The organism is Halovibrio variabilis, from assembly GCF_007991175.1.
GTDB lineage: Bacteria > Pseudomonadota > Gammaproteobacteria > Pseudomonadales > Halomonadaceae > Vreelandella > Vreelandella variabilis.
The window spans coordinates 75,438-97,101 of record NZ_BJXV01000001.1 but is presented as its reverse complement, the minus strand read 5'-3'; the positions used below and the strand labels follow the sequence as shown (position 1 = coordinate 97,101).

16 protein-coding genes, 1 tRNA gene and 1 pseudogene are annotated in these 21,664 nt (G+C 53.1%); 6 read left to right on the top strand and 12 right to left on the bottom strand.

Annotated elements, in window-relative coordinates:
* Window positions 1–2 precede the first annotated feature (2 nt).
* Entirely contained in the window at window positions 3–359 is a 357-nt protein-coding gene (locus HVA01_RS00430) for a hypothetical protein (RefSeq protein ID WP_146872503.1), read from the top strand.
* A 201-nt stretch (window positions 360–560) separates the two neighbouring features.
* Here the strand turns inward: HVA01_RS00430 and HVA01_RS00425 are convergent, their stop codons facing one another.
* From HVA01_RS00425 to HVA01_RS17355, 5 genes are all read right to left on the bottom strand, one after another.
* Window positions 561–1,532, bottom strand: a complete 972-nt coding sequence (locus HVA01_RS00425; RefSeq protein ID WP_146872502.1) for an AraC family transcriptional regulator — start codon at window positions 1,530–1,532, stop codon at window positions 561–563.
* Between the two features lie 374 nt (window positions 1,533–1,906).
* Window positions 1,907–2,404: a hypothetical protein gene (locus tag HVA01_RS00420; protein WP_146872501.1), complete on the bottom strand. Its 498-nt coding sequence runs from the start codon at window positions 2,402–2,404 to the stop codon at window positions 1,907–1,909.
* A gap of 305 nt (window positions 2,405–2,709) precedes the next feature.
* Window positions 2,710–3,453 (bottom strand): ZIP family metal transporter, encoded by a 744-nt coding sequence (locus HVA01_RS00415; RefSeq protein WP_146872500.1) that lies wholly within the window; start codon window positions 3,451–3,453, stop codon window positions 2,710–2,712.
* A complete protein-coding gene (locus HVA01_RS00410) occupies window positions 3,408–4,118 on the bottom strand; it encodes a DUF2628 domain-containing protein (RefSeq protein ID WP_146872499.1) in 711 nt (236 codons plus the stop codon). The genes HVA01_RS00415 and HVA01_RS00410 overlap by 46 nt, the downstream gene beginning before the upstream one ends.
* Window positions 4,119–4,342: 224 nt before the next feature.
* On the bottom strand, window positions 4,343–4,648 hold the full coding sequence (locus HVA01_RS17355) for a hypothetical protein (RefSeq protein WP_170243432.1): 306 nt from the start codon (window positions 4,646–4,648) through the stop codon (window positions 4,343–4,345).
* On the opposite strand from HVA01_RS17355, the pseudogene HVA01_RS17555 reads away from it, so the two are divergent.
* Window positions 4,540–4,851: pseudogene (locus HVA01_RS17555) on the top strand (IS3 family transposase); the annotation flags it as partial. The gene HVA01_RS17355 and the pseudogene HVA01_RS17555 overlap by 109 nt on opposite strands.
* 123 nt (window positions 4,852–4,974) lie before the next feature.
* On the opposite strand, the gene HVA01_RS00400 reads toward HVA01_RS17555, so the two are convergent.
* The 6 genes from HVA01_RS00400 to HVA01_RS00375 form a co-directional block, all read right to left on the bottom strand.
* Entirely contained in the window at window positions 4,975–6,612 is a 1,638-nt protein-coding gene (locus HVA01_RS00400) for a ShlB/FhaC/HecB family hemolysin secretion/activation protein (protein WP_246129355.1), read from the bottom strand.
* Window positions 6,613–6,632: 20 nt separating this feature from the next.
* On the bottom strand, window positions 6,633–10,604 hold the full coding sequence (locus HVA01_RS00395) for a two-partner secretion domain-containing protein (protein ID WP_146872497.1): 3,972 nt from the start codon (window positions 10,602–10,604) through the stop codon (window positions 6,633–6,635).
* A gap of 109 nt (window positions 10,605–10,713) precedes the next feature.
* A complete protein-coding gene (locus tag HVA01_RS00390; protein WP_146872496.1) occupies window positions 10,714–11,430 on the bottom strand; it encodes a response regulator transcription factor in 717 nt (238 codons plus the stop codon).
* 26 nt (window positions 11,431–11,456) lie between these two features.
* Window positions 11,457–13,430: a sensor histidine kinase gene (locus HVA01_RS00385; protein ID WP_146872495.1), complete on the bottom strand. Its 1,974-nt coding sequence runs from the start codon at window positions 13,428–13,430 to the stop codon at window positions 11,457–11,459.
* Window positions 13,427–13,651 (bottom strand): group II intron maturase-specific domain-containing protein, encoded by a 225-nt coding sequence (locus HVA01_RS17795; protein ID WP_146872494.1) that lies wholly within the window; start codon window positions 13,649–13,651, stop codon window positions 13,427–13,429. The genes HVA01_RS00385 and HVA01_RS17795 overlap by 4 nt, the downstream gene beginning before the upstream one ends.
* A 1,591-nt stretch (window positions 13,652–15,242) precedes the next feature.
* Window positions 15,243–15,319 (bottom strand) — tRNA-Arg (locus HVA01_RS00375).
* A gap of 144 nt (window positions 15,320–15,463) precedes the next feature.
* On the opposite strand from HVA01_RS00375, the gene HVA01_RS00370 reads away from it, so the two are divergent.
* Genes HVA01_RS00370 through HVA01_RS00360 form a run of 3 tightly spaced genes read left to right on the top strand, consistent with a single transcriptional unit; the run spans window position 15,464 to window position 18,243 of the window.
* The gene (locus tag HVA01_RS00370; RefSeq protein WP_146872493.1) at window positions 15,464–16,459 is read left to right on the top strand and encodes a TRAP transporter substrate-binding protein; all 996 of its coding nucleotides are present in this window, start codon (window positions 15,464–15,466) and stop codon (window positions 16,457–16,459) included.
* The gene (locus HVA01_RS00365; protein ID WP_146872492.1) at window positions 16,460–16,984 is read left to right on the top strand and encodes a TRAP transporter small permease; all 525 of its coding nucleotides are present in this window, start codon (window positions 16,460–16,462) and stop codon (window positions 16,982–16,984) included.
* Window positions 16,981–18,243, top strand: coding sequence for a TRAP transporter large permease (locus tag HVA01_RS00360; protein WP_146872491.1), 1,263 nt, complete (start codon window positions 16,981–16,983; stop codon window positions 18,241–18,243). Before HVA01_RS00365 ends, HVA01_RS00360 begins: the two co-directional genes overlap by 4 nt.
* A gap of 70 nt (window positions 18,244–18,313) precedes the next feature.
* Here HVA01_RS00360 and HVA01_RS00355 read toward each other — a convergent pair whose 3' ends face one another.
* Window positions 18,314–20,080, bottom strand: coding sequence for a methyl-accepting chemotaxis protein (locus tag HVA01_RS00355; protein WP_146872490.1), 1,767 nt, complete (start codon window positions 20,078–20,080; stop codon window positions 18,314–18,316).
* A 647-nt stretch (window positions 20,081–20,727) separates the two neighbouring features.
* Here HVA01_RS00355 and HVA01_RS00350 point away from each other — a divergent pair.
* Window positions 20,728–21,654 (top strand): YihY/virulence factor BrkB family protein, encoded by a 927-nt coding sequence (locus HVA01_RS00350; RefSeq protein WP_146872489.1) that lies wholly within the window; start codon window positions 20,728–20,730, stop codon window positions 21,652–21,654.
* Window positions 21,655–21,664 lie beyond the last annotated feature (10 nt).

Sequence of the window (21,664 nt, the reverse complement as noted above, 5' to 3'; positions counted from 1 at the left end):
TCATGAAGTACGCCACTATCATTACGCAAACCATTACCGCTAGCGCCCTTGTACTGGGCATGGCCGCCCAAGCCACCGCTGCAGACACAGACCATGCGCTGGTCAACATTGGCGGCACCACCGAAGGTAACCATGTGTACCACGCTCAGGCGGAAGATGGCCAAGCCGTACAGTACCAAGGTCACCACTCCTACCGCACTACTTTCGAGGCTGGCAGCCCGGCACTAGGCGGCACACGGGAAGGCATTCATCGTGAACGCGTTGAGGTTGAAGGTCGCCAGATCACCTCTCAACAGGTTGACCAGTCCGATCATATTGGTACCGGTACCGGCAACCCGACAGTAGGCACACGCGGTTAATTCCAGTGCCAGCATAGCGCGCCTGTATAGTCACTAGAACGGCGCAACCATAACGGGCCACCCCATCGGGTGGCCCGTTTGCGTCTATGGACAACAGACCGACATAGCTGACCAAGCGGCTGGGTTTAGTTACACCTGAATGGGCAAGCGCCGCTTGGAGTAGATATCCACCTGGCTAGCTGTTTGCCTGAGAATACACGCCTAGGCTGGCACGCTCATGCGTGTTTCGCCGCGCAACTTACCCACATCAGCCCGCGGGGATGCGCCAAACATGCGGCTGTATTCACGGCTGAACTGTGAGGGGCTTTCATAACCGACCCGGTAGCTGGCCGTGGCGGCCTCAAGCCCCTCTCGGAGCATCAATAAGCGCGCCTCGTGCAGCCGCAGTTTCTTCTGGAATTGCAACGGCGACATGCACGTGACCTGCTTGAAGCTGTGATACAACGCAGATTCGCTCATATTCACATCTTCCGCCAACTGCCGCACCCGCAGCGGTTCGGCAAAGCGGTCCTTGAGGACCGAAATCACTTGGAAAATGCGGTTTGACTGGCTGTCAACGGAGACGAACTCGCGCATTCGTGAGCCCATCTCGCCAACCAGTACGCGGTAAATGATTTCGCGTTGAATCAACGGCGCCAGAATGCGGGCGTCGGCAGGCGAGTCGAGCAATCGAACTAAGCGGGTCATCGCATCCAGAATCCCCAAGTCGACCTGGGCGACACATAGACCGCAAGCTGAATAAGGCGAGTCAGAGGGTTCGCTAGGATGAGCGGTTTCGCCCAACTGCAGCACCATTTCGGCGACATCGGTGGGGTCGATATTGAGTTTGACTGCTAGAAAGGGATTCTCCGGCGTGGGGTCTAACACAAACTTGTTAACCGGCAGGTCGACGCTAGAAACCATATAGCTGAGAGCGCCATAAACAATTTCCCGATCCCCTAGCTGGACAGTCTCGCGCCCCTGGGCGATGACGCAGATCGACGGCTCGTAGACTGACGACATGCAACTAGTAGGCGCATTTACGCGACACAGGTTCAAGCCAGGAATATCGGTTTCATACACGCCCTCTTTGCTCATTCTAGCCGAAACCAAATCGGCAAGCTGTCGGCACATGGGGGCGGCAGGTAAATGAGCAGCATCGGGCGTGAAATTAGGATGGGTGACGTTATTCATGACTGACCTCCAAAAACGTGTACACATTATATACAGGATTAGGCAAGCCATGCTCCAAGAATGAGCTTTTTGTAGGATTAGGCAATAACCCAGTAGGAATGCGCTAATCCTAGCGGTTGCACTGAGCAAAACGTGCCCATTGCCAGGACCGCCACCTTTTGAGCCCAGCTCGCTTAAGCCACCCATGCTAGGTATATAAGAAAATTTATGGGAAGTTACTTAATAGGCTTTATGATGCGATTTGAGGAGTTCTAAGGTCAGGGCAGTGGAGCGAGAAAACAGTTCTAGCCGCTGCAAGCGCCCTATAAAAAGTGGTTTTATGATACTAGGCTGCAGGCATAAAAGACCCGCTCATTGGCGGGTCTTTGGCTTAGTTAATTGTTAACGCATGAAAGTTTATTGATGGCCTCAGTCAACCCCGTCATGCTCATCTTAAACCGACGGCTCTCTTCATCAAGAGGATCAATCGCTTCCATGATTACTTCGTTGGCACCCATAGCCTCATCAGTGAACTCTTCTACTTGATTTATTCTCATATATGCGAGTTCATTTTGCCCTGGAAATAGACGCCAGTAGGAAAATTCAGAGGGCTGATTCTGGTCAAAGCGATACCGGACCATGATGTCATCGTCACTATCTCCCCCCATGTATCCACCTACGCCAATCATGACGTTTAGACCATCGGGTTTACATCCCCAGGCTAATACTCCTTCGCCACCTGTATTAGGGGTGATAATAGTACTTGTATCTTTATCCGTAAAATCATCTGTGTTTATGAAGTGTGTAAAATCACCGATCCTTTCTTGTGCCATAGAGGATACAGAAATTAATAAGCCTGACAGAATTGCCATGCTTGCAGTAAGTAGTTTCATAGTGCCGCTCCCTAGAATATCGTTAGAAATCTAACAATACCTATCAATAAGGCTTAGGACTAGCTTTGGTTTCGGCGTATGACGTCTATAAGGTAGCTGAGTGCGTGACGCCGCTTAAAATCTGGCGAAGCGGGCGGGCTGTCATGCGCTACTTTTTGAAGTGGAGCTGGTATGCCTTCCCGTAGCTCTCTCAATTCAGCCCGTAACGCTTTGTAATGGCACTACCGTTAGTCCAACGAGAAATCAGCCGGTACTGCCTGGTCGCTGCTCAGATGTATACGCGCATTATATTTTATAAGCTTATTTTAATGTATGCCGTGCTGAAATGCATACATAGCAAAAAACGCTAATGCCACCGTGGTCGCCGCGGCATTAGGAGAAGCATCTTTGAAGGCGTCGGGTATAAGTTCGGCAAACACCATCCACATCATGGCCCCTGCAGCCAGTCCAAGGCCGATCGGTAATAAAGGCGCAAACCAAGTCACGAACATGAATGCCGGAACTGCCATCAATGGTTGTGGCAGGCTAGTAAAAATACTCCACCCCCCGGCTTTTAAAACCGACATCCCACGGGAAATCAGCACCAAGCTGATGGCTAGCCCTTCAGGAATGTTATGGATGGCAATAGCGGCACTAATGAATAGGCCAAGTGACTCTCCACCGCCATAGGAGACACCGACTCCCACTCCTTCAGCAAAAGAGTGAATCGTCATTATGCCTAAGATGAGTAGCGCCTTGCGCGCACTAGCACCACTTAATTCGCTTATATTCGGCGCACCGCGTCGTTCAATTAATTTGTCTGATACGACGACCAGCAGTAGACCTAAAGCCATACCTAGCAGCGTCAGCCAGGGGGCGTCTCGGCTCCCTTCACTAACCAAGCTATGACTTGCGGCTAGCATTAACCCTGCCGCCAATGCATTGAATATACTTAGCCAGAAAGGACTGAAATTCTTTACAAACAGGAATGGTAGCGCACCTAACCCGGTAGCAATAGCCGTAATCATTGCAGCCGCAAACACAACCCAAAGCGTGATATCGATGGACATTTTGTCTCCTTTCCTTGGTTAAGAGGAGTCAATACGGCTGTTGGGTAGCCACTATCGCGGTCCCGAAAATCAACACGCACCATCGTATTGTCATAATCCGGCACCCAAACACCGCTAACGTCTTCAAGCTGGTATTGCTCCATCTCCTCGCCGAAACCTGGAGTCAGGAATAACGTGCCGAACAACAGCAGTAGTGCGCCGATGGGGGCAATGATTAGCCCCAAAGACTTAGTGAAAAAATCAGGCGTGCCGGGCCAAGCCGTTTCGTCTTTCATCACTTTGCGGTAGTAGTCATGGGCGGCGAGTTGAGCACAAATGATCGAGCTAGGTATCCAGAACACCACATCGGGCAGAGTAAAGCCAAGAGCCACCTCTACCAGGGTGAGTGCCGTAGCGAGTAGCCAAATGAATGCCAGGATCAGCAGCCCCTTGCCCCACATCTTCTTGACGAAGTAGTAGAGGGGCCCAAAAATAAAAGCCCAGAGATTGAAAGTGATCCGCTTTTTGTCGCGAAAACCCAGTGCCTTGTAGTCCGCCGTGCCCATGGCCCGATATATCGACTGGTGGTCAGCGCCTACCTTTTCTAACAGATCGAACTTATGTTGCCAGGCCTTGCTTAGCCCCTGCTGTCGTTCATCCCTACCGGTTTGAAGCGTTTCTTCCATTATGGTTTCCCTGATTATGAGCGTCCTAGGCCTTGGGTCGTAGCCCTTTTCCCAAGCATGCTAACGGCCGTTTCTCAGAAAACTTTAGACAGTTGAGGCTTATTTCATCGTTTTCTTTACACGCTACGTCCCTGCCAGGAAATATTGATAGGGCGGGTTTTGTGCAAAGAAATTGCGTCAATATTTGGCTCTTCGTCATTCGGTATGGATTAGCTCGCGACGATTTAGGCTACCAGCCTTACAACCTTGGGGGCCTGCAGTACCTTTCGCTGAAGTGTCGGGCCACCGCTGATGTGAGGAATAAGATGGTATGGCACAGATGAAAGATAAGCGGGTTGATGTAAATCGAAGCCCCAGCGGCGAGGGCTGTAGAGCGGTACAGCAATTAATAATTTGACAAGCGCCGCGTTGTTGGCTGGGCCAGGGCAGTCAGTACGCAAGCCGCAAATTCCGCCAAAGACGCTGCCGGTATCGAATAAGACAAAGTATGAGCCGACGTGGAAACTGCTGGGAGAACGCGCCAATGACATGGCTGTTCCTTAGTCTAAAATCCGGGAGGATATCGACATTGGGCTATCGAAACATACCTGAGGCAAAAAAAGATGTCAGTGATTACCTCATGGGTTACTACAACCAGCAGCGTCCTCACTCCTTCAACGACGGCATCGCTTCCGTTGCGGCACAGAAGATGATACCCAACGACGGATGGTCACTGGACTCCTGCGCGGGATAATTTTTGTGAGAAGCGAAGACAAAGCTGCTGAAAAGCGTTGGGCTTGAAACTTGAGACCGCCCTTCTTCATATACTGAAGACTGAGTTGCGGCAACCCGCTCTGCGTGCTGCCGCCTTATCTAGTTAGAAACGGTATCCTACATTGAACCAGACGCGCGGGTCCTTCTGGCGTCCATCTGACTGAGCATCGCCCCCATCCAGTTTCCAGGCGGACACCAGATCCGCATTCCAGTCACCGTGGTTGATGCGAAGCCCCAGGCCTGCGCCGGAAATGTTGCGGCCGTCTCCTTCGTCAATGCCGCCGTTAGGCGTTTGGCCCCCATCAAAAAGCACATAGGGATTCAGGCCATTACCCAAGTTGTAACGCAGCTCTACCTGAGCCAACCAGCCTCGGCTGTCGGAGCCTTCACCCACCGGGAAAGCTCGTACACCGTTGGGGCCGCCGAGATAGAAACTTTCAGAACCATCCAGGTCACTCTGATCCGACCATTGGCCACTGAAACGACCAAACAATGTCAGATCGGTTGTGAGCCTTTGCAGCCGCGCTACATCCAGGTTCAATCTGGTAAATCTATAATCATCACTAGCAAACGCTTTCTGGCCCACTTCCAGCGTGCCAGGCGTCAGGGTAGCGGCGCCATAGCTGATACCTCCACCGAACAGCTTGTCGCGATGGTCGAACTGAAGTGTCAGCGGTAACGAGTGGCTTTCGGTGGCTTTGGTATAGCCGATGAAGTCGACGTTGTCATCCAGGTCCTTGTGCTGGTAAGTGGCGGTAAGGCTCAGGTTGCTTTGCTGGCTGCGGATCAGCGGATAGCTCAAACCCGCTGACAATACCTCGGCGGTACCGGTATAGCCTTCGAAGCCTTTGCCCAGCGTGTAATCCGTGTGATCGTAACCGATCATGCCACGCAACCCTGAGTATCCCAGCGGCAGAGCGTAGCTGAGCTGGCCGAGCCATGTGTCCTCGCTGGAATACATCGCCGCTATGTTCAACTCGTCGCCAACCGTCAACACGCGGTTGACTTGCAAGTCTGCCCGAGTGCGATGCTCACCAGAGAAACGGCTGCCATGGTTATCGACACCCAGGCGGCCACTGAGCCGGTTATCCGCTTCCACTTGGGTATCCAGATTGCCGGTGCCATACACTTCGCCAGGGCGCATCACCGGTACAATGTTTACGCCGGGAAGATCCCCTGCGATCAGCAGTGTTCTTTCCAACACCGAGGATTCAATGATCTCTCCAGGCACTAGCGGGTGCAAAAAACGCTCGACCGTACCGGACAGCTCGGGATCGCCAGAGGCAGATACGTTGCCATAGCGCCCCTCGATAACGGTAATCTGTAGGATGCCATTATCTAACGTTTGCGCTGGCAGAATTGCCCGGGCAAAGGGATAGCCCTGGGCCCGGTAAAATTCGCTGACTCGATTGACCAGTGATTGGAGCCCGGACAGATCGTAGCTATTTTCAAACACATCATCGCCCAGGGCGGCTAACAGCGCCTCAGATGAGAAGGCGGTATTGTCTGTGAACTCGATCTGAGTAACGTCAACCTCGGCACCGCCCGCATCGCGTTCGGTAAGCGGCTGACCCTGGATCCGGATGTCTACGGATGGCTGCGTCGGTGAAAGCTCGTCTCGCTGGCTCTCTTGGTAAATCTGGCCCGCTCCAGGCGCCTGCTGCGCCAACACAGGCAAAGAGAAAGTGGTGGAAGCCAAGGCGATGGCAACGGTCATTGGAGAAAATGCAAACAGCTTCATAATCAATCGTCCTGGCTCGTTTATTGTTCGTCGGAATTTTGCGTGTCGTTAAACTGCATGCCGCCATCCACTACGAACACGGGGAGAAGACCCGATTGATCGCGACTGCTAGATTGTGCCGCCAGTCTCGCACCATCAATCTCGACCAGTTCCAACCCACCCGATAACTGACGGTCTTCCTGACTCGGCATGGAAGAAAACGCATTGGTACCAACATCAGCGCCAGGACGACTGCCGCCGGCCATGCGAGCATTTGACTGTTGAAGTGCGGCAATGACGCGTGAGGCTCTATTGGCAAGGTCAGTGTTGTCAACGCTGGTATCGTTACCGCCGGGATTCCCGCCGCCACTGGTATCACCACTGCCACCGGCATTGCCACCGCCGGTATTGCCGTCACTGGTATTACCACCGCCACCGGTATTGCCACCGCCGCCATCGGTCGACCCTGGCGTCTTGGTTCCAATCACCCAAACTGAAGAATCACGACCCAGCGTCCAGGCTAATACAGGGCTGCTAGCTTCGAGAGTCGCATCTTCTTCAATGCTCCAACCTGCTGAACCATCATTAAAGGTTGCCAGGCCTTGCATCTCAGCGGTGGTTTTGCCTTCGCCACCTGCGCTCGAATCCAGGCCTGATGTTTCTGTGTCCCAGTAGCTGTGAGCGACAGTTCCCGTGCCACTACCTATCAAACCGCCTACATTGGTGGCTACAGCTCCGGTGATGGCACCCGACGCATAAGAGTTGGTAATGGTTTGATTGTTGATGCCAACGAGGCCACCGATATATCTGTTACTTACGTCTGTAGCCGAAGCAACAGTAACGTTACTTGTTGAATAGGAATTACTGATTGTCGAGGTTTTATCTGACTGGTTTAAGCCAACAAGCCCACCTGTGTTGCGCTCGCCGGTTACAGAATCAGACGAGTACACTTGATTGATGCTGCCTTCAAAAATGCTACCGGCAATGCCGCCCACTGCGGCAATGCCGCTAACCTCAGAGCCTGATGAGTAGGAGTTGCTCAGGTTGCCATCTAATCCACCAGCAATACTGCCCACGTAATAGTGCCCTGAAACATTAGCATTAGTTATTCCCAGATTCTGTATGGTTACGGTATTTGTGTAACCAAAAAGGCCAACATAATCCTCCGAACCTCTGTTAATAACAAAAGAATCCAAGGTGTAACCAGAGCCATCAAAAGTACCGGTAAATTTGTTAGTACTATTGCCAATCGGATTCCAGCCTGTACTGTTGTTAGCGCTTGTACTGGCCTGGCCATCGTAACCTGTTGTGCTAATACCCAAGTCATTGAATAAGGCGAAGTAGTAACCACCCGTCAAGGTATCCGTGTTGTAGTTGATGTTTTGCAGTTGGTCCCAGTTGATAATGGTGTAGGCATTGTCGGCTGTTCCCATCCCACCTTCAAACAACGTGGTTATCTGTCGATCTTCGGTGCGGGTAACGTTCGTCAAAGAAGGCAGCCCAACTTGATAGCCTTCCACTGCTTGCCCGTCTGCAAACGACCAGATGGTGCTATCCCAATCCACATAAGTTGATTTAGCCTGCATTTCCTTTGAGGTCTTACCTTCACCGCCGGCACTGGAGGTTGTACCTGATGTAGTGGTATCCCAGTAAGAATTAGTTACCGTTCCACTACTAGAGACCCCCACCAGCCCGCCTGGCATCATGCCGACAAGGCTTTGAGTGACTGCGTAGCTGTCGTCGATAGTCGTGCCATTAGCAAGTCCTATCAAGCCGCCGGTGTAATCGAGACCATTCACATTGCCAGTGGCATAGGTTCGTTCGATGATACTGTTTTTCGCATATCCCACTAAACCGCCCATATACTCTGGAGTGGTACCATCAGGTCCAGCCACATCACCCGTAGCATAACTATTACGGATAGTGCTGCCGACAGAAGAGCCAACTAAACCACCCACATCGCTACGCCCAATCACGGCTGCTGATGAGGAACTGTTCAGAACGGTATCGGCAGCCTCCTCTAAAGACCCAACCAGGCCGCCGACTAGTCCGTCACCAGTCACAGCCCCTGAGGTAGAAGAGCGTTCAATATGTGTATTGAACGCGTTTCCGATTAATCCGCCAACTCGCTGGCCGAGAGAAGAGGTTACGGTTCCAGATACAGAGACGTTTTCAACATGGGTGGTTATTGCGTCACCGATTAAACCACCGACAGAGTTTGCGTTTGCTCCACCTGCACTAATATTCACATTGCGCAAATTGACATTTTGGATTCGGGCATTATTCGTCGCACCAAAAAGCCCAACGTAACCAGCATCTAGCTGATCTATCGTGATGTTTTCTACATTGTGTCCAAGCCCATCTAGCCTTCCGGTAAACTTCGTGGAATTATTACCGAGAGGGGCCCAGCCTTTATCGGCGTTCCAGGTTGCCGTACTCTGCGCATCAATATCGGCGCCTAAAGCGTAGTTTCCTGACAAATTACCGCTTATACCTTGCAGGTCGGTGCCACTGATTGATTCCTCAGCACCCAAGTCAGTGATCACAGTGTAATCCACAGGGGCGCCATCGTTCCCCAACTTGGTGCTGAAGTTTTGACCCGCTTGCAGATTGACCGGGGCATTGATGTTGTAGGTTGCCGTGTTGCCATTGGTGGCTGCGCCCTGACCATATTCCAGTACCAGCTTGCCGCCCGAGCCGCCGCTGGCATCCAGGGTGGAATTGATCTCGATATTACGAATGGCGTGCAACGTCAGTGTATTTCCGCTGGTCCAGGTGACTTCGTCATTAACAAAAATATCGCCATTGCCTGAAGTGGTAGCGTAAAGATTTTCTGTATCGTCCGTGCCGGTAACGCTTTGAATGGTGATGTTGTTATTTGCCAACAAACCGCCAAGGCTTGAGCCGGTGATATCTCCACCCATGGCCGCCACGGTGTAATCATTCGGATCAATCAACCACTCACCGGTTTCACCGCTATCCGCTTTGGTGGTCACAGTGGCTTCATCCAGAATACTGACGTTGGCTGCACTGGTTTCGATAAAGCCGCCGTCGCCGCCATTCGGGGCGCTGGCATCCAGCGTGCCTGCGACTTGCACGGTGCCGCTGGTCATATCCCCCATCAGCATGATCCGGCCGTCTTCGCCAGTGGCGAGAGTACGCGCTTCGGTGACGCCGGTGTGGTTGATAACACTAGAGGCCAATTCACCAGCGGATTTGGCGGTGAGGTAGACGAGACCACCGTTGGCGCGAATGGCACCACCCTGCTCGATGTAGGTGTCGAGCAGGGCTTCTTCGACTTCAATTTTGACCGGACCACCGAGGTCCAGGGTCACCTTGCTGCCAGCGCCCATCAGGGTGCTGCCCTGGGGCGTAGTGATGCTACCGGTGTTGATGATTTCAGCGGCGATCATCGCGACGACACCGCCTTCCGCAGTAGTGATATTGCCTTGGTTAACGATGGCGTTGGCGCTGGCCCCCTCGAAGTGATAGTTGCCCGCCATGAAGTCTTCAGTGGAAATATCCAGCGTGGAGGTGACCAGTGCACCGACATCGACCCGTGCAGTAGGGCTGAACATCACACCGTTGGGGTTGACCAGGAAGACACGACCATTGGCATTGAGGGCACCCCGGATCTCAGAGACATTATTACCCGTGACCCGATTAAGCGCGGCGGCCTGAGCGTTTGGCTGGTTAAAATTGACGGTATGCCCTTCGGCGATGGAAAAGTCCTGCCAGTCGATGGCCACGTTCTGGCTGTTTTGGTCGACCGTTAGCGTCTTGCCTGAGCTGTTGATGCTGCCCTGACCATCAACAACGGTACCGCCACTGGGTAAGTTGGACGCATGTAGGGGGAGGGCAATAAGCAGTAAAGCGCCTGCGGATATGGTTTTCAGTGGCCCGGCGACATTTCCGGCGCCGCTGGATGAACCCTGACTTGAATGGCTGAGTTCCGATGCAGCCTGCCAGACCCTTTTGCTTCGGTTCCATATAACTTGATAAACCCGATTCATGCCAATGCCCCCCGTTTATTTTTTTCCGGAGGTAAATGTGCGCGATGTCGCTGTTAGATGTCAGTCTCAAATCTCTCAACTCTCTCAGCGTGGCGCTTATTTCTGACATTTATTCTTTGATCTGCCCCACAAACACCAGGCCTTTACCAAAAATGGAGCGAATCGGCAGGGAAATATCATGTTTTTTGGCTTTTTTACGCAGCCGACTCAGGATGACATCAATGCGATGGAGTTCTGGCGTTTCCTCGTATTGAAACATGAGATCCAGCAGCGCTTCTTTGGCAAAAATCTCACTGGGTGAGCGGCCAAGTATGCTCAGTAGCGTATATTCCTGGGGTGATAACTGAACCGTTTTACCATCGGGCGTCGCAAGGCAATGGTGGCCGGCGATAAGGCGCCAATGATCGCCCTCGTGCTCTCGCTGATGTGTTACTCCCGTACTTTCCTGCTCATGCTGGAGCCGCTGCCAAAGAGCTTGAATAGTAGAGGCCAACTCAGAAAAGTTAATCGGTTTGACCAGATACAGGTCGGCGCCCAGATTCAGGCCACGAATCTTGTCTGGCTGTTGGCCGCGAGCGGTGACAATGATCATGCCGAAATTACCCAGGTCGACCAGATATTCGACCACACTGAAGCCATCTTCGCCGGGCAAACCCAGGTCAACCAGCACAATATCCGCGGGGCTGCGGTGCAGCTTTTTCCAGAAGCTCTCTGCACTGTCCGCGCCCCAAACGTTGTAGCTTCGGTGTTGGAGAAAGAAAACCAGTTCTTCGCGGAGGTCGCTGCTGTCTTCAATGATGGCGATAGTAGGTTGTCTGGTTGTCATTAATTTACTGACTCCCATATTTTTTGTTAGAAGAAAAAGATGAAACAGCTGCCTTTCGGAGAACTACTTTGTAGTTGTAGGTCACCTTCATGGGCGCGAGCAATCTGACGAGCTACATAGAGACCGAGTCCCGCCCCCCGTTTGCTTTGTGTTCCGCGGCGATAGCGGTCAAAAATCTGTTTGGCATCCTGCTCATTGATTCCTGACCCCTTGTCAAAAATACTGACAGTGGGTCGACCATCCTTTTGGCTGCAGTCTATGTGAATAGCGCCGCCTGTCGAATATTTAACGGCATTATCAATCACATTCGAAAGCGCAATTCTAATCAGTGCGGCATCGACTATAACAGTACACTCCGGCGCGTGGACCTCATTGGCCGGCTTGCCCTCTATGGTCATGATGAGTTGGTGGTCATCCGACAGCTGCACCAGGGCCGCTGAAGAACCGATCAAGTCGAACAGGTTAGCCGGCTGTGGATCCAGGTAGAGATCGTTGGCTGCCAGCCTGGCATCAGCCAAGCAGTTGTCGGTCAGTTGTACGAGCCTTTCCGTGGCCCTCTGGATCTTGTTATAGCGCGGCGTTCGGTCACTGTTATCTTGCTCCAGATAGCGAAGGTTCTCGAGGCTACCCGAGATGACCGCCAGCGGTGTTCTGAACTCGTGCGAGACCATGCCCATGAATTGACGCTGGTGAAAGCTGGCATCGCGTTCTGCTTTGAGCTCACTGGCCAGCTGATGTTTTTCAACCTCTTCCAGCTTCTTTTCTCTGATGCGATACACTGCAATTGCCATGACCAGCAGCATATTCACGATCAGTGCATATTGCCAGATGACATAGATTTCAGGCTTAAAGGGTATCCAGCCGAAAGCTGAAAACAAGCCAAACATGCTCGCGGTGATGCAGATCAATGGGCTCAAACCGAGCAGCAGGGTGGATAACCGATAGTTGTCCAAATGCCATACATATAGCACGGAAATAATGAACGTAATGGAGGTGGGCAGGTAAAACAGCGCCTGTATTTTGACCGCCAGGCCATAACGATTGAGTGGAATAAGAACCAGGAGCAGTAACGTTAACCCGCAGCAGATCATCATGATCTTATATGCCCAGGGCAGATGCTGTTTCATATTGACAGTTTCAACGCATAACCAAAGCAACGCGATATACGAGGTGAGCGTTAATATACTGGTCAGATAGTGCTGAAGCGGCACGCCCAAATTTGACGATAACCAGTTCAAATACCCCTGAACACTGGCAACAAACAGGTAAGTGATAGAGAAGGCAGTAACTGACCAGAGTAAGCGGCCACCAAGCACGAAGGCCAGTATGGCGGCGAGCAGGCTGGAAATAGCGGCAAGACCAAAATAGAAACTCCAGAAAGCTGTAGACCGGCTTGCATGGCCCAGAAACTCGGTCGGTTCCCACAGGCTGGCTCTAAGGATAGTGGTGCTACTGCTTTGTACACGAATGATTGCTTCATAACTTCGCCCGTTACCCGGGGGAGAAAGCACGAACACTGGGTTGCGATAGTCGATATCAGATCGACCGAGCAGCAAGTCACCCGTTTGCTTTAAATCCCAGGGCTGATCGGATTTTCTCGGCCGATAGTAGAGGCGGATGTCATCGACGAAATTTGGCCCTAACTCCAACCAGCGTGGCTGACCTGCAAAAATGGTTTCCGATAACTCAAACCGAAGCCAGAAGGTATCATCCACGTAGCCACGAGAAAAAGTAGAGCGCTCCGTTGGTGCCTGTTGCTGGAGTTGCTCTGATGCCTGTTCAAGAGATAATTGTCCTTGCGGGTCTGTCAGAACGCTATAAGGAATATCTTCTCCCAGCCTCAGCGGATCGGAGATAGCGGCCGTCGTCCAGAGACAACCCAATAATAGAAAAAATGCCAAAACACACTGTCGGACGAGATAGTTTTGCGGGTGCCGGTACGGCCGTCGTCTATTGCCCATCATCCATATTAATTTTAATTGGGCTGCTGTCTTCTTCAAAATGTTTTCTCTAAACTGAACTGAATCATATCCGCTTTCTTCGAGCCCCGGTAACTTGAATCCGATAGCTTACCTTCCGCTGGTGCTATGCAGATGGACATTAGGTATCGCCAGATGGGCCAGCGGTGACGCCGCCTGATCCAGCTCATCATCTGCTTCAACACCCGATCACAGTTCGCTACCCGGAAGTAGTTGGCAAAGCCCCGTAGTACAGGATTCATCTAGCGGATAATCACCGCTAGCCCTGCACCTCGAGTACGCCTCATCAACGCTTTCACCTACTGCCTGAGTCTCACCACCTTACTTTACCTAGATGCGAGTGTACTTGGTGTGGACCACCTCGCCCAGGAACTTGACCCATCATCGCTGTGGCCGATGTGAGTCTTAGTGGCATTGATTGTCAGCTTCACATCCTCCAGATAATGGAACTGGCGAATGATCAGGTCGCGGTTTAACGTGTCGAAGCATCTCGACAAGTCCATGTCTACTACCCATTCTCGCCGGTAACGGCGAACGAACAGATCCGCCTTGGCGATGGCAACATGTCTGACGGGCTGCTTTTGGTAGGGCTTTTCCTTCAATGCTTGTGAACGCAGCGCCCACCTCCGTATCAACGGCTGTCTTACTCATTAATGACTTTCGCCCTTCGCACCTGCCCTGTCTAGCCCGCTGAACCTCCGCCAGCAGTCGTTCCGGTTTTGTCCTACACGCTGTTACCAGGCTTCGCAGGCCGGAACTTCACTACGGCTTCACCGAAGCGTCAGACCGCTGCCCCCTCAGGCACAGCACAGGTCTGACTGAGCATCGGGAGTCGCGCTATTTTGCACGCTTACCCACCTGTACTGCCGAAGTAGGTTCACTTGTGTTGTGTACCGTTGACCTCCTATGGTTTCCTTCCGGCTGGCGCCCCGGAGAACCCACCCTTGGCCAGTGACCCCCTTACCAATCGGATTGCCTTACCCTTTCCGTCGGGGTGACGCCACCTTCTTTCAGGTGATCTGGTTTGCCGGCTTCTCCGGGTAAACAAAAAGTGGCCTGCGATTTCTCGCAGGCCACTTTTTCGCGATTTGGTGCGCCCGGAAGGATTCTAACCAGAGACCCTCGGCTTCTATCGGGTGGGCCAAAGTGCTGCGGTTATTCTATGAATCCAGGCAACCTAGTGAAGCCGACTCTCTTTTCGTAAGTGAATACTTACCTAGATATGAGCGAATGCCAGCTATGTTGGAGAACTGTGATTCAAGAAAGATAATTGACATATGGTTTGAAGATATTTTTTTGATTTTGAAACAGCTCTATGTAAATTAGAAGCTTTTGCTGACTTAAAAAAAAGACCAGCCTTATTTAATACCTTTGATTTCTCCGACGCATTTGCGAAAGTTAAAATGCATGAAAGAAATGAAATCTCTAAAGAAACTAGATTTACTAAAGAAAAATGAGGCGGCATTTATATCGATACTAGGTGTTTAGTTCCGGAGTATAAGGGTGCCGCCCCTCGTTTCGAACCGAGACAGCAGATGTATTATTTTGGATCAACTGTAGTTTCTACGGTTCTCGACAAGAGTGGCTTCTCTAAGATTAGCTATGCTGTCATCGGTTGAGTCGCCATGGCTGATATGGTGAAGCGCCTTTGTAGGCTATATGCGATAATAGATAGTCCAGACAATATGAGAGAAGTGGTAAGCGCGACCCTGTCATTAGACTAATGCTTCATAAATACGAGATTGATTAACAGTGATGTATTAAGGCAACCATGGCTCTTTTAGATCAACAAAAAAGGGTCCTGCGATTTCTCGCAGGACCCTTTTTGCAATTTGGTGCGCCCGGCAGGATTCGAACCTGCGACCCTCGGCTTCGGAGGCCGATACTCTATCCAACTGAGCTACGGGCGCTTGTGGGTGCGTATCGTAACCGTGTGGGGGCGCTGTGTCCAGCCGTATGGCCCTTGGTTACTTTTGGTCAATTGACCATTTTCCCTGGTCTGGTGCATGCTTTGGGAGCACTTCTGCACCTTTATAGATTGGGAACATAATAATATGAAAACATTTGCACGTAGCACGCTGGCACTGGGCATCTCACTGGCGCTGGTTAGCGCCGCGAACGCCGCTGATTTTGCTAATATGGACCCTGTTACCCTGCGCTTGGCCCACGTGGTCAACGAGCAGGATGGTTTCCACATCGCCGCCACCAAGTTTGAAGAGCTGGTGGAAGCGCGCACCGAAGGCAAGGTGGATATCGAGATCTACCCCAACGCCTCTCTGGGTGATGAACGCACGCTTCTGGAAGGCATGCAGATCGGCACTGTGGATATGGGCGTGATCACCAACGGGCCGGTGGCCAACTTTGTCGAAGAGATGGCGGTCTTTGAACTGCCGTTCCTGTTCCCCTCCCCGGAAGCCGCTTACGCAGTGCTCGATGGCCCGATTGGCCAGGAACTGCTCGATAAGCTTTCTGAAGTAAATCTCAAAGGCATGGCCTACGCCGAGCGCGGCTTCCGCAACCTGACCAACAGCGAGCGTGCAATTAACACGCCGGAAGACCTGGATGGCCTGCGCATCCGCGTAATGGAGAACCCGGTCTACACCGACACCTTCCGCGAGCTGGGCGCCAACGCCATCCCCATGGCGTGGACTGAAGCGCTTACCGCCATGCAGCAGGGCACCATCGACGGCCAGGAAAACCCGGTGAACGTGATTCACTCGTTCAACCTGGATGAAACCCAAAACTACATGACCCTTTCCCGCCACACCTACGCCCCGGCGATTTTTGTCATGGGTATGCCCGTTTGGAACCAACTGCCGGAAAACGCCCAAGAAGTACTGCTAGCGGCAGCTCAGGAAGCCGCCGAACACGAACGTCAGGTGAACGCAGAAATGGAGAGCGAGCAGCTGCAGGCCCTGCGCGATGCAGGCATGGAGATCAACGATACGCCGGATATGGAAGCCTTCCAATCCGCCGTAGCGCCTGTATATGAGAAGTACGGCGAGCAGTTCGGTGATTACCTGCCGCGCATTCAGGAGGCGCTCAAGTAAGTGACCACCACGACTCAACCGCTGCTAAAGCTGCTGCGTCGAATTGAGCGCGGGCTGGATGCGATCATCCAGCCCGTGGTCTTTGCAGGCATGGCGGCGCTGATCGGGGTGATTACCTTGCAGATTGTCTCCCGAGTGCTGTTCACCGCGGTAGGCTGGACGGAAGAGGTCGCCCGCTTTCTGCTGGTGTGGATCACCTTCTTAGCCGGCACCTTGGCGTTTCAGCGCGGGCGGCATATTGCCGTGACCTTTGTGGTCGATGCCCTGCCCGGCCGCCTGCGCCAAATAGCGCGGATTGCCGCCCTGCTGATCGTGCTGGCGTTTATGATCACGCTGATCGTGATCGGCTACCGCTATATGCAGGTGCAGAGCTTTCAGAAATCCGCCTCGCTGCGGCTATCGATGACCTACGTTTACGCAGTCATGCCGATCTGTGCGGCGATAATGGCGTGGTATACGCTTGTCGATATCATTGAGCTGCTGATGAACGGCGAGACCACCCAGCCCCAGGAGGACCCGCTATGACGCTGCTGCTGTTTGGGCTGTTCTTCCTGTTTATGCTGCTGGGCGTGCCGATTGCCTTTGCGATTGGTGCCAGCACGCTCTATGCGCTCTATCAATCCGGCGTGCCGCTGATGGTGGTCACCCAGCAGATGTTCCAGGGCATTAACTCCTTTGCCCTGGTGGCTATCCCGATGTTTATCCTCGCCGGGGATCTTATGGCCCAAGGCAAGGTGAGCGAAAAGCTGGTTAGCTTTGCCGACTCACTGGTGGGCTTTATGCGCGGTGGGCTCTCCGTGGTCTCGGTGATGGCGGGCATGTTCTTCGCCGCCATCTCCGGCTCCGGCGCAGCCACTACCGCCGCGGTGGGTTCAAGCCTGGTGCCCGAGCTTAAGCGCAAAGGCTACGACCCGGCCTCAGCGGCCAGCTTAATTGCCGCCAGCGGCACCATCGGGGTGGTGATTCCACCCTCGGTGCCCATGATCATCTACGCGGTAATCGCCCAGCAGTCGGTCTCCAAGCTGTTTCTAAACGGTTTTCTGCCGGGCTTGGCGATGGGGCTGGGGTTAATGGCCATCGCTATTGCCCAAGCCTATAAGCGCCAGTACCCCAAAGGCACGCCGCTCTCGCTAATCACCATCTGGAACACCTTTAAAGACGCCAGTTGGGGCTTAATGACCCCGGTGATTATTCTCGGGGGTATCTTCTCGGGCATCTTCACACCTTCCGAAGCAGCGGTGGTGGCGGTGAATTACGCCATGCTGGTGTCGCTGTTTGTGTACCGTGACCTGAAACTGCCCCAAATTTACAAGCTGCTGATCCGTTCGGCGATGACCACCGCGGTGATTATGCTGGTGATTGCCATGTCGGCGGTGCTGAGCTGGACGCTGTCTAGCTGGCAGGTGCCGGGGGCGATTGCCCAGGCGGTGCTGTCGCTGTCTACCAACCCTTACGTGATTATGCTGCTGATCGTGGGGATTATTCTGCTCACCGGGGTGTTTATCGAAACCGCCAGTGCGCTGATTATTCTTACGCCAGTGCTGCTGCCGCTGGTGCTGCAACTGGGGATTGACCCGATTCACTTTGGCTTGATTATCGTAGTGGGGCTTTCGATTGGCATGATTACCCCACCGGTGGCGATTAACCTCTATGTGGCGTCGTCCATCACCCAACTGCCGCTGGAACGGATTACCCGGGCGATCATCCCTTACCTGCTGGGGCTGATTGGGGTGCTGCTGTCAGTGGTTTATGTGCCGATTATACTCGGCTGGTCGGGGCATTAACGGCTTGGAATGCAACGGGGCTTGCCAATTGGCAAGCCCCGTTTTTTGTACCTATTGGCTTCTTAGCGCGCTAGAACGCTTCCCACTCATCTTCTGCCTGTTTGCCCGTTGATGGCTTTGCGGCAATCGCTGGACGCTTCAGGCCGCTATCATTGCCACGCGCTTTTGGGGCTGGCGATGCTAGCGCTTGGCGCTGCTGGGTGGGCTCGTCTTCACCGAGTACAAAGGAGCTGATCAGCTCGTTCAGTTGCTCGGCGTGGCGGCGCATGTTGGCGGCCGCGGTGGTTGACTCTTCAACCATGGCAGCGTTCTGCTGGGTCATGGTGTCCATTTCGGCCACGGCGGTGTTGATCTGGCCGATACCGCTGCTCTGCTCTTTAGCGCCCGCGGTGATTTCACCGATCACATCGGTGACTTTCGCCACGCTGGAGACGATCTCACGCATGGTATCGCCCGCATTGCGCACCAGCTTCGCGCCTGATTCTGTGTGCTGAACCGAGGTATCGATAAGCGCACGAATTTCTTTGGAGGCATCGCTGGAACGGCTGGCTAGAATGCGTACTTCCTGGGCAACGACGGCAAAGCCGCGGCCATGTTCACCCGCCCGCGCGGCTTCCACCGAGGCGTTAAGCGCAAGAATATTGGTCTGAAAGGCAATCGCATCGATCATGGTGATGATGTCGCTGATGCGCGAAGCAGAGTCGTTGATATCCTGCATCGTAGTCTCGACCTGCCCCATCGCGGTCTCACCTTCGCGGGCGACGTCAGCGGTAGAAAGGACCAGCGTATTGGCCTGCTGGGCGTTGTCGGCGCTGTGATTGACGGTCGAGGTGATCTCTTCCATCGAAGCAGAGGTTTGTTGCAGGTTAGCCGCGGCTTGTTCGGTGCGAGTAGCAAGTTCTTCCGAACTTTGTGAGATTTCCCCCGCCGCCTGATGCACGCTGAGCGTACTGCGGCGCACATCGCGCAGGGTTTCCTGCATCCGCGCTACAAAGGCGTTGAACTGTAAGGCGAGATCGCCTATTTCATCCCGCGATTCTATGGCTAAACGTTGCGTTAGATCGCCGCGCCCCTGAGCGATATCGTGCATCGCTGTGGCGGTTCGCTTAATAGGAGAGACGGTGCGGCGGACAAAGCCAAATGCCAACAGGGCTATCACCACAAAGAGCCCCAGGCCCAACAGGGCGCTAAATATAATGTCCTGGCGTAAATCTACAGCGGCAGCGGCTTCAAGTTCGGCAAAGGCCTCATCGACGTCGGTTACGTAGACACCGGCACCAATCAACCAGTCCCATTTTTCCAGGCGATCCACATAAGAATGCTTGGGTTCGATATCGTTGGTCCCCGGATATTCCCATAAGTAGCTGTAGCTGCCCCCACCGCTCTGTGCGACCTTAATCAGCTCACGAATCAGGTAAGTGCCATCAGGGGTTTGGGCATCGATCATATTGGTGCCTTCACGCTCCGGCGCGGGTGCCGTAACGATGTTGTTACCGTCATAATCGTAAATAAAAATATAGTTATTATCTTCAAAACGCATGGAGCGCACGAGCTCCGCTACCTGCTGCTTTGCGGCCTCGTCGTTGACACCTGCCTCTTCATAGATTGGGGCTATAGCGGTCTTTGCAATCTGCACAATGTTGTGCACCGCGTTACGGCGCTCATCGATCAATACCTCACGCTGTTCGGTAAGCGACTCACGAGTATCTCGAATGCCGCTATAGGTATCGAACCCGACTAACGCAACGGTCACCAAAAGCAGGGGCAGCAGGACCAGCAGTAGGATTTTGGTTTGCAAACCAAATCCTCCGCGACGGCGCGGTTCGGCAGTAGCCATAGGGTGCGAACTCCAGTGTTATTATAAGAGGGAAATCAAACTTCAGATATGAAGCTACTATTCCTACATACTATCGGCGCAAATGTTAATAACTTTAGCCACTTAACGGCTATTTAACGCGTTGCGCGTTGTTAGTTGCATCGATAATGGCCAGCCTGATTCTGCCACGATGTTCGACTGGTAGAGACGGTTAGTGGAGACGATTAGTAGAGCCGGTGGGTTCCAACCCAGGCGCCGACATAACCGTCTTGCCTGAAGCGCTCAGTGGCAGCGTTTCCATCTATTTTAATTAGTAATTCAATTCCTTAGCATGACTAACGCTAGTCACTTTGGGTGGTTTTATGGCCTATAAGCCGTTATTTAGCCAACAAAATCACGCTCCATAACGTAGGTTAAGGAAGCCTGTGGGGTAGGCGTTCATTGTAGCGGTGTGGAGGCCAGGGATGGCCCGTTTTAGTAAGACGCTAAACCACGTCTTTCGGTTGCCCTGACCTCTCTACCGCCTGGTCTGGGCAACCTTTTTATTTTACGGTTCCTGAATTTTTTACTCCCTCCAAACATTGACTGCCGTCCTGGGTATTTGCCCTTGTTCTTTGCTGTCGCCATCGGCGTATCATGGCCGTAGTGAACAAGGAGAATCACAAGCCATGGTTCGACACCAATCGTTACGCAGCGCTGTCTTGCTTCTGCTCCCTCAGTTGGCTCACTTCGCCTGGCGTGTAGTACGCAATTTTCTGAAAAATCGCGGCATCCTGCTGGCCGGTGGGGTGGGCTATAATATTCTGCTTTCGATTGTGCCGCTTTTTGCCGTGCTCGTCGTGCTGTTGACTCAGGTGGTCGATGAGCAGCATCTGCTCAATGTCCTGAGCATCCAGGCGCGCCACATGGCGCCTGCCCACGCTGAAATACTGCTGGATGCCGTCCGCAGCCTGCTGAACTCACGCGATGTGATCGGCATTTTGAGCTTTCCCGTTCTGTTACTGTTTAGCTCATTTGCCTTTCGCATGTTGGAAGACGCCTTGGCGATCATTTTCCATGCGCCAGAAAGTCCGCACATCAAGCGCAGCGCTTGGGTTTCGGTGTTGCTACCTTACGCCTTCATGCTGGTACTGGGGGCGGGGCTAATGGCGTTGACGCTGGTGGTCACCCTGGCCAGCTCGCTCAATGCGCTGGTGCTGGCGATTTTCGAGCGCGAGCTTCCGTTGGCGGGGCTTTCAGAGCCGGTGCTTAATATGGCCAGCTTCGTTGGGGTTTTCCTGTTATTCAGCGCTATCTACAAAGTACTGCCCGTTGTACGCATCGCTTTACGCCGGGCGGTGGTGGGAGGCTTTGTCGCGGCGCTGCTATGGGAGGGCGTCCGGCTATTGCTGGTCTACTATTTTGCCAACCTCTCGTTCGTTAACGCCGTCTATGGCTCATTAGCGGCGCTGATCATCCTGCTGATTAGCCTGGAAGTGGGCGCCATCATTTTACTGTTGGGCGCCCAGGTAATTGCCGAACTCGAACGCAATACACGCCTTGGCCTGCCATGGTATACCGACCCCAGCCACCAGCCGATTACCCGGATCGATTAAGAACACGGGT

Excerpts from the sequence above, each read along its gene's own strand:
- HVA01_RS00350 (WP_146872489.1), top strand. The coding sequence starts at position 20,728 with ATGGTTCGACACCAATCGTTACGCAGCGCTGTCTTGCTTCTGCTCCCT.
- HVA01_RS00410 (WP_146872499.1), bottom strand. The coding sequence starts at position 4,118 with ATGGAAGAAACGCTTCAAACCGGTAGGGATGAACGACAGCAGGGGCTA.
- HVA01_RS17355 (WP_170243432.1), bottom strand. The coding sequence starts at position 4,648 with ATGTCATTGGCGCGTTCTCCCAGCAGTTTCCACGTCGGCTCATACTTT.
- HVA01_RS00370 (WP_146872493.1), top strand. The coding sequence starts at position 15,464 with ATGAAAACATTTGCACGTAGCACGCTGGCACTGGGCATCTCACTGGCG.
- HVA01_RS00415 (WP_146872500.1), bottom strand. The coding sequence starts at position 3,453 with ATGTCCATCGATATCACGCTTTGGGTTGTGTTTGCGGCTGCAATGATT.
- HVA01_RS00425 (WP_146872502.1), bottom strand. The coding sequence starts at position 1,532 with ATGAATAACGTCACCCATCCTAATTTCACGCCCGATGCTGCTCATTTA.
- HVA01_RS00400 (WP_246129355.1), bottom strand. The coding sequence starts at position 6,612 with ATGAAGCTGTTTGCATTTTCTCCAATGACCGTTGCCATCGCCTTGGCT.
- HVA01_RS00420 (WP_146872501.1), bottom strand. The coding sequence starts at position 2,404 with ATGAAACTACTTACTGCAAGCATGGCAATTCTGTCAGGCTTATTAATT.
- HVA01_RS00430 (WP_146872503.1), top strand. The coding sequence starts at position 3 with ATGAAGTACGCCACTATCATTACGCAAACCATTACCGCTAGCGCCCTT.
- HVA01_RS00355 (WP_146872490.1), bottom strand. The coding sequence starts at position 20,080 with ATGGCTACTGCCGAACCGCGCCGTCGCGGAGGATTTGGTTTGCAAACC.
- HVA01_RS17795 (WP_146872494.1), bottom strand. The coding sequence starts at position 13,651 with ATGAATCCTGTACTACGGGGCTTTGCCAACTACTTCCGGGTAGCGAAC.
- HVA01_RS00360 (WP_146872491.1), top strand. The coding sequence starts at position 16,981 with ATGACGCTGCTGCTGTTTGGGCTGTTCTTCCTGTTTATGCTGCTGGGC.
- HVA01_RS00395 (WP_146872497.1), bottom strand. The coding sequence starts at position 10,604 with ATGAATCGGGTTTATCAAGTTATATGGAACCGAAGCAAAAGGGTCTGG.
- HVA01_RS00390 (WP_146872496.1), bottom strand. The coding sequence starts at position 11,430 with ATGACAACCAGACAACCTACTATCGCCATCATTGAAGACAGCAGCGAC.